This is a genomic window from Devosia sp. (genome assembly GCF_028290645.1).
Classification (GTDB): Bacteria; Pseudomonadota; Alphaproteobacteria; order Rhizobiales; family Devosiaceae; genus Devosia_A.
The window spans coordinates 1-8,019 of record NZ_JAQGJL010000371.1; the positions used below are offsets into that span (position 1 = coordinate 1).

At 65.4% G+C, this 8,019-nt stretch carries 7 protein-coding genes; 2 read left to right on the forward strand and 5 right to left on the reverse strand.

The window, feature by feature from the left end:
• The 3 genes from JWQ89_RS19705 to JWQ89_RS19715 all read right to left on the reverse strand — a co-directional run.
• Positions 1 to 424 (reverse strand): CBS domain-containing protein (locus JWQ89_RS19705; protein WP_299643861.1); only part of this gene is annotated, 424 nt, incomplete at its 3' end.
• A 157-nt stretch (positions 425 to 581) separates the two neighbouring features.
• On the reverse strand, positions 582 to 2,462 hold the full coding sequence (locus tag JWQ89_RS19710) for a hypothetical protein (protein WP_299643863.1): 1,881 nt from the start codon (positions 2,460 to 2,462) through the stop codon (positions 582 to 584).
• Positions 2,463 to 2,630: 168 nt separating this feature from the next.
• On the reverse strand, positions 2,631 to 2,897 hold the full coding sequence (locus JWQ89_RS19715) for a hypothetical protein (protein ID WP_299643865.1): 267 nt from the start codon (positions 2,895 to 2,897) through the stop codon (positions 2,631 to 2,633).
• A 218-nt stretch (positions 2,898 to 3,115) separates the two neighbouring features.
• On the opposite strand from JWQ89_RS19715, the gene JWQ89_RS19720 reads away from it, so the two are divergent.
• Positions 3,116 to 3,559, forward strand: a complete 444-nt coding sequence (locus tag JWQ89_RS19720) for a DUF4864 domain-containing protein (RefSeq protein WP_299643868.1) — start codon at positions 3,116 to 3,118, stop codon at positions 3,557 to 3,559.
• Between the two features lie 105 nt (positions 3,560 to 3,664).
• Positions 3,665 to 4,867 (forward strand): pyridoxal phosphate-dependent aminotransferase, encoded by a 1,203-nt coding sequence (locus JWQ89_RS19725; protein ID WP_299643869.1) that lies wholly within the window; start codon positions 3,665 to 3,667, stop codon positions 4,865 to 4,867.
• Positions 4,868 to 5,033: 166 nt separating this feature from the next.
• On the opposite strand, the gene JWQ89_RS19730 is transcribed toward JWQ89_RS19725, so the two are convergent.
• Together JWQ89_RS19730 and JWQ89_RS19735 are read right to left on the reverse strand one after the other, a co-directional pair.
• Positions 5,034 to 6,116, reverse strand: coding sequence for a hypothetical protein (locus tag JWQ89_RS19730; protein ID WP_299643872.1), 1,083 nt, complete (start codon positions 6,114 to 6,116; stop codon positions 5,034 to 5,036).
• A gap of 188 nt (positions 6,117 to 6,304) precedes the next feature.
• Positions 6,305 to 7,147, reverse strand: coding sequence for an aldo/keto reductase (locus JWQ89_RS19735; RefSeq protein WP_299643874.1), 843 nt, complete (start codon positions 7,145 to 7,147; stop codon positions 6,305 to 6,307).
• Between the last annotated feature and the right edge of the window lie 872 nt (positions 7,148 to 8,019).

An 8,019-nucleotide genomic window follows, 5' to 3' on the forward strand; every position in this document is an offset into this window, starting at 1 on the left:
ACGCGATGTATTCCTTCAGCGCCATGGCTTCCTGCTCGGCCTCCTCGATCTTGCGCTTCACCACGTCGCCGATCGACACGATGCCGACGAGCTTGCCGCCTTCGACGATGGGGATGTGGCGGATGCGGTGGCGGGTCATCTGTTCCATCAGGTCGGCGACCGGGGCGGCCGAGGTGGTGGTGATGACCTTGGTGGTCATGGCGTTGCGCACCGGGGAGGCGAGCAGTTCCACCGGATTCTTGTCGAGGCGCCGGACGATGTCGCGCTCCGAAAGGATGCCGGCGACCTTGCCTTTGGCGTCGACGACGACCACTGCGCCGATCTTGTGGGCGTTTAGAATGCGGACCGCCTCGGAGAGCGGCGCGCCGGCCTCGACCGTGTAGACGGTATGGCCCTTGGATTGAAGGATAGTCTCGACTTGCATCGTCAGTCCTCCTCTCAGGCGTTCATTGTGCGCCAAAGGTGAGGGAGGGACAATAGTCGGATAGTCTTGGCATGTATGAGCCGGGAGAACGTGGGGCTGCCCCGCCATTGATCCCTCCCCAAAAGGGGGAGGGAGACGGCTCGTCTCCGGCGCTGGGTTACTGCGCGGCCGGGGCTTTCAGGTCGCGCTTCTGATCCTGGACCGACTCGGCCTCGACCATCGGCAGCTCCACCGGCTCGCCGCTGGCTTCGGCGACGACGGTGAGTTTGCCGGCGAGGGCGGCGGGGTTGGTTTCGGCGGCAGCGAGGTCGGCGAGGCCGATGCCGGCTTCGTCGTTGGCGGTGATGGTCAGCTTGAGGTGCGAGGCGCCGGTGAGGAAGGTGCCGAGCTGCTGGGCCGCGGTCAGGGCCTCCGTGGTGTTGCCGAGGAAGGCAAGGGTCATGCCCTGCGCCATGCCGGCGACGGCGGTGCGGAAGGCTGGCTCGGGCTGGCCGGCGTCCTTGGCGCCGGCGGCGAAGGCGATGGCGCCGATGCCGCGGTCTTCGACTTCGAGCGTCACATCGCGGAGGGTGATCAACATTGCGGCCGCGGTGGCTTCGTCGGGGTTGTCGGAGAATAGCGCCTCGGTGGCGTTGCCGAAAGTGCCGGAGAGGTTGAGGCGGCCGAGGCTGCCGAGGTCGATTAGCACGTCGTCGACGACGATGGTCGAGGCGTCCTGGTCCCAGCGGAGCTTGGTGCCGAGCGAGACGTCGAGCTGGTCGATGCCGCGGGCGAGGAGGTCCGCGACCGGGAGCCCTTCGAGGTCGGGGGTGACGGGCAGGATGAAGTTGGTGAGGGTCAGGGCGATATCGGCGGGGACGCCGTTGAAATAGTTGCCGAGGGTTGCATCGAACGCGCCGAGCGTGCCGGTGACGCGCTTGCCCGGCGCTTCCGGATCGGGAATATCGACATCGAGATCGGCGAGGCTGAAGCCGTCGAAATAGGGCACCAGCTTCCGCCAATTGGCGGCGAAATAGGCTTCGTCGAGCGTCGCGGCTGCTTCCAGCGTGGCGATGGCGCTCGAAAAGTCCATGGTCTTCCACGTAAAGTTGCCAAAGTTGACGTGGCCGTCGCCCTCGACATCGATCTGGAAATCGTTGAGCGAGACCTCGGGATACTTTGCCGGCTCGAATCCGCCGGCGGTGATGGGGCCGGAGGCGAAGTTCACCGGCTTGCCCTTCTCGTCCTTGCCGGAGCACTCGAAGCCCTCGAACGTACCCGGCGTGGTCGAGAAGGCGGTCAGCAGGTCGGTGTAGAAGTTAACCAGCTGCTTGACCTTGTCCGGCGGGAATTCCGTGCCGGCCTTCTGGGCGGCCTCGGCCTCCATGATGAGGCCGTTGATTTCCATCATGTTCTGCTTGAGGGGACGGGCGCTGAAGCCGCCTAGTTCGGCGGCGCCGAGTTCGCAGCTGAACATGTCGACTGCACCGAAGGTGCCGCCGGCAAACTTGAAGTCCGAGTAGATCTCCTTCATCTCGCCGGTACCGGCCGGCGCCCGGGCCAGGCCGTAAAAGCCGAGGAGGCCCCCGAGATCGAAGCGACCGGTGGACATCTCGCCGAAGGTGCCCGTGGCGCCCTCTGCGCCGGTGAACTCGGCGGAACCGACGACCGCCGAAGCGGCCACGCCATCGACCACGTCGGTGAGCGTCAGGTCGCGGTAGGTCACGACGGCCGGCGCGCCGGTTTCGAGCGCGGTTTTGTAGGAGAAGGAAATCTCGGGGATGGTTACCGACTTGGCGGTGAGGGTCGCGAGCGGCTGGAAGGCATCGGGGGCGCCGGTGAAGAGGCCTCGCACGGTACCTTCGTTGAGGTTGCCGTCGACGATCTCCACGGTCGGAACGTTCAGCGTGTAGAGGGCGCCATCGCCGATGGCGATGTCAGTAACGGACAGCGTTTCGGCGAAAGCCCCGGTGGCGGCGATGCCGCCAAGGGCGGTGCCCAGCAGCAGGGCTCGCATCGGGCGAAGGCGGCCGAGCGGGGCAAGATCGATAGGGGTCATGTCGAGTTCCTCAGTCGCAATGGGTTTGACGCCATGCCCGGCCTTTGCCTTTGGGGCAAAGGGGACACGGCGCGTAGCGGGCCGATGTAAGCGCCACCCGCGTTCTTAGATTATCGCAACTAACAGGAAGATGAACGGATCAGCGGCAAACGCGCTGAATCGATGCTTTCAGCCCTCGTCGTGCCCCGGCTTCCAGGCCGAGAGCGGGTTGGACTGGCGCGGCTTGGGTGGGCGCAGGCCCTCGCGAAGACTGGCGCGGACCACTTCGGCGATGATTGCGAAAAGCAATGCGCAAAGTGGCACAAAAAGCAGTACCACGGCCATGTCCACATCGCCCGCGCCGGTGATGGCGCGCGGCGGGATGATGCCGAGCATCAACGCGATTCCGGCGCCCACGAAGGTCAGCGAGAAAGAGATGGCCGTCGCTGCGGTCAAAGCGTTCTTGAAAACGGGCGGGCGGGGCAGTTGCCACGTTGGCTTAGACTTGGGGAGCCTGGTGGGCGACATGGGCGACTCGCTAACTCGTTGCTTCACAAGGCAGTGAAGAGACCCTCCGAATGCGCGGATGTTTCGTTGCTATAGCGGTCAAGGGCGGACGATTTGAAGGCAATCGTGTGGCGGCGTGCCCGCGGAGCGCCGGATGGAGGTGGGCGATGCAAGTGTTTAGGACGTTGGCGACAGGGTTTTTCGGCCTGTTGCTGCTGGTGGGCACCGTGGCGCAGGCGGAGGACGCGGTGGCCCCGCCCGCCACAATTGAACCCTGGCAGAGCGTGATCACCAGCCAGATCGAAGCATTCCGGATCAAGGATGCGCCGGGCGCCTTCCAGTATGCCGGGGCCGGGTTCCAGAAGATGTTCCCCACAGCCGAGGCATTCTTCGTGGCCATCATCACGTCGGGCTATTCGCCGATCATGGAGTCGCGATCGCACACCTTCGGCGAGTTCCGGATGACGGGCGACAAGGCGGTGGTGCAGGAGGTGCGGCTGGTGGGCAACGACCAGAGCCTCTACGAGGCCTTCTACCAACTCGCCGAAGAGCCGAACGGCTGGCGGGTAGAGGGCGTGCAACTGCTGAAGCAGCCGGGCATGGGAGTCTGATCCTCGTGCGCCGAAAGCATCAGAGCTTTCCGCCACATCGACTGGTTGTGCGGCGGGCACTGAAGCCGTAGAGCTTTCCGGCCTTTTTTCACCGGAGAGACGATCTTGGCCTTCCTGTCCGAAGCACTCAGCCGCATCCAGCCGTCCGCCACCGTCGCGATTTCGCGCAAGGCCGCCGACATGGCGCGCGAGGGCAAAGACGTGATCTCGCTCGCCGCGGGCGAGCCGGATTTCGATACGCCACTGAATGTGCGAGAGGCAGCGATCCGGGCGATCAACTCGGGCAAGACCCACTACACCAATGTCGACGGCATCCCCGAGCTGAAGGAAGCGGTGGCGGCGAAGTTCCGGCGCGACAACGGCCTGCCGGTCGAGGCGGCGGACTGCTTCGTCTCCTCGGGCGGCAAGCAGATCATCTTCAACGCGCTAATGGCGACGCTCAACCCGGGCGACGAGGTGGTGATCCCGGTGCCGTACTGGGTGAGCTATCCCGAGATCGTGCGGCTCTGCGACGCCGATCCGGTCTATGCGGTGGCCGATGCCACGACCGGCTTCAAGCTGACACCGGCAGCGCTCGAGGCGGCGATTTCGCCCAGGACCAAGTGGCTGATCCTCAACACGCCGTCGAACCCGACGGGTGCGGCCTATACGGCCGATGAGCTCAAGGGGCTCGCCGAGGTACTGCTGCGGCATCCGCAGGTGCACATCCTCACCGACGATATCTACGAAGTGCTGGTCTATGACGGCGGCACCTTCGCCACCATCGCCGGAGTGGAGCCGCAGCTGCGCGAGCGCACGCTGACGATGAATGGCGTCTCGAAGTCGCACGCCATGACCGGCTGGCGCATCGGCTATTGCACCGGGCCGCGCCCGCTGCTGGCGGCGATGCTGAAGCTGCAGAGCCAATCGACCACCAACCCGTCCTCGATCTCGCAATGGGCGGCAGTCGAGGCGCTGAACGGGCCGCAGGAGTTCTTGAAGGGCTGGCGCGACATCTTCCAGGGGCGCCGCGACCTGGTGGTGAAGGGGCTCAACGCCAATACCGGGCTCGATTGCCTGACGCCGGAGGGGGCGTTCTACGTGTTCCCCTCGGTGAAGCGGCTGCTCGGCAAGACGTCGGGCGGGGGCAGGGCGCTCAACAGCGACGCCGATTTCGTGCTGGCGCTGCTCGAGGAGACCGGTGTGGCGCTGGTGCATGGCTCCGCGTTCGGGTTGGCCGGGCACATGCGGCTGAGCTACGCCGCGGCGAACGCGCAGCTCGAGGATGCGGTGGCGCGGATCCAGGATTTCTGCGCCAGGGTGAGCTGACGGTCTACTCGCGGCATCTCGGGGGTTGACGCGGAGGGCCGGTGGCTGTGGACCCCACCCCTGTCCCCTCCCCCCAAACAGGGGGAGGGAGACGATTACACTGGCGCTCGTGTTTTGGTCTTCCTGCCCAGTGGGGGGACAGGGTTGGGGGTCGGCTCGCGCCGGCCTAGAGGTAGTCCATCAGGCTCATCGAGCCGCTCTCGCTGCCGCCAAACACCGGTGACCCAGTCGCTTGCGCCAGCATTGAGCCGAGCTTGCTGGCGGTCTGGTAGTTGGCGACGGCCGCGGCATAGAGGTTTTCGGACCAGCCGGCGGCGGCGCGTTCTTCGGGGCTCATGGCGCCGTAGAGGGAGATGACGTTCTGGGCGAAGGCGGCGGGGTCGCCGTTGCCGGCGGACTTGAGGCTTTGCAGCAGCGCGGTGCCGGAGCGGGAGCGCATTTCGGTGGAGGCGGCGCGGACCTCGGCGGGGTTGAACTTGGCGGCGGAATTCAGCGCCACCGCGGCAAGGGAGCGGCTGTCGAAGTCGGAGTAGTCGGGCTTGCTGGTGCCGCTCTCCTTGTACTGTGCGTCGAGGGTGGCGCGGGCGTCGGCGGCGACGTCGGTGATGTCGCGCAACTCGCCGGTTTCGCCGGCGGCGAGGCGCGCCATGTACTCGTTGACCGGATCGTTGGCGACGGTGCCGGGCAGGGTAGCGGGGTCGGACTTGAGCTTTTCGAGCATTTCCTCGAGCGCCGCCCGCTGGTCGGCATAGGCGGCGGAGGCTTTCTCCTCGGGGCCCATGGCGTCGTAATAGGCGAGGGCGGCGACATAGAGACCCTTCATGCCGCCGGTGACGCGGCCGACGGCAGTGGGGCCGGCGAGCGCCTGGTCGAACCGGCCCTGCAGCTCGATGGCGGCGGCCTTCTGCTCGTCGGCGGTGAAGCGCTGGCCGGAGTTGGTGCTCATGGCATAGAGCTCGCGGCGATCGACCTTGCTGAGGTCGAAGGCGAGGGCGCCGTCCTGCAAGGGACTGGTGAGCTTGGCGTCGGCGAGGAGCTTGTCCATCGTCGTGCGGGCGTCGGTGGTTACGGTGGCGAAATCCTTGAGCGTCAGCGCTACCCTGGCGGCATCGGAGAGGGTCACGTTGGTAGCACCCGGCTCGGTGGAGTTGGCCGGGGTAGTGGCGGCGGCGGGTTGGGTCAGCTTCTGCGCATTGGCGAGGATCTGGGCATAGCTCAGGGATTGGCTGACGGTACCGACGCTGGTCATGGGGATCTCCTGATGCCTGTGCATCACCATGCAGGCCGCGTGCCAGCGCACAGCCCCGGAAATGCTGGAGTTCGGACCCCCGTTTTGGGTCCGGCGGCAGGAAATGCCGGGCAAGTCTGCTTCGCAGGCGAAAAAAGGCCCCGCTCCAGGAGAGAAAAGCGGGGCTTCAGTTGCTGCAGCAAGCTTGCCTAGAGCACCTCGAGCGGCTGCTTCTTGCGCGGCGGTGGGAACGCGACGTCGAGCGCGGCCAGTTCGTCGTCGGTCAGCTCGATGTTCAGGGCCTCGCGATTTTCGACGACGTGCTCGGCCCGGCTGGCCTTGGGGATGGCGATGACGCCGTCCTGGCTGACGACGAAGGCGAGCGCCACCTGTCCGGGGGTTGCGTCATGTTCGCGGGCGATACGCTGCAATTCGGGATGCTGCAACAGGCGCGAGTCGTGGCCAAGCGGCGAATAGGCCATCACCGGCATGCGGTGGGAGGTGCACCAGGGCAGCAGGTCGTATTCGATGCCGCGCGCTGCCAGGTTGTAGAGCACCTGGTTCGTCGCGCAGTAGCCGCCGTCTACGAAGGCAAAGAGTTGCTCCATGTCGGCGACATCGAAATTGGAGACGCCCCATTCGCGGATTGCACCGGCGGACTTCAACTCCTCGAAGGCGGCGACTGTCTCGACGAGCGGGTGTCCGCCGCGCCAGTGGAGGAGGTAAAGGTCGAGATAGTCGGTGCCGAGCCGTTTGAGGGTCCGGGTGCAGGCGGCGATGGTCCCGGCGCGGCTGGCGTTCGAAGGCAGCACCTTGCTGACGACCTGGACCTCGCTGCGCCGGCCCTTGATCGCGTCGCCGACGACCAGCTCCGCGTCGCCATACATTTCGGCTGTGTCGATCAGCGTCATGCCGAGGTCGATGCCGCGCTGCAGGGCGGCGACCTCCTGGGCATATTTTCGCCGGTCCTCGCCCATGTGCCAGGTCCCCTGGCCGAGCACCGGGAAACTGGTGCCCGAAGGCAGATCTATCGTCGGGAGCGGTTGTGCCATCGAATCTGCCTCGAGAAGGGAGCGGCCCTTCAATCTAGCGCCGGGATCGCCCCTGGGAACTGATTTTGGTCAAGGCTCCTCGGAGCGAGGCCGAGCGGCCACCGAAGCACCGGATGCAAAAAGGCCCCGCTCGAGGGGATGAGCGGGGCCTTCAGCGGCCGGCCCCGCCGAAGCGGGCGGCCAATAAGAACGCAGCCAGAGGGAGGAGAGGCTGCAATCCTTCGACCGCCAGTATCGGGGAGCGGCGGATTCGAAACAAACGCGAAGTCGGAGCGTCAGCCATGCGCTCAGCGCCAGATCGGTCGCAGGCGACGCGTCGCAGCAAGAACGCCAAGCAAAAAAGAGGCTCCATCCGAAGATGGAGCCCAATGAAAAGGACCGAAGTCCAAATCGAAAGTGTGGCAAATGGACGAGGGAGGAGGATACGCCATTTGCCGATGGTTCTAAGTCGAGGGAGGAGGATACGACTTCGAACCGGTGTCGCAGAGCAGGACCGAGGGAGGAGGATACGGCGCGGCTCACATCGACAGTCACAATATGCACTTTGACCGTTTGGTCCACAATGCAGGCATCAACATGCCAGCTATGCAGTTTGTCCAGGTAAGGTCAGCCATGCTGCCCTTCAATGACGTCGCCGCGGCTCGGCGGCTGCGGACTTCACTGCATTGTCGGGGGCGAGAAAAAACAAGGCCCCGCTCGAGGGGAGAGCGGGGCCGAGTTGCAGACATTGCTATCTGCAGGGAGGAACAACAACGAGCGCGAGGAGGAGGAGGGAGAAGCGCTCAGCTGCCGTCGACGCGGGATATAGGTCGGAGGTGCTGACCCAATCAACCCGAACCCTCGTATGGGGGCCATGCGTCCTGCGCATGACT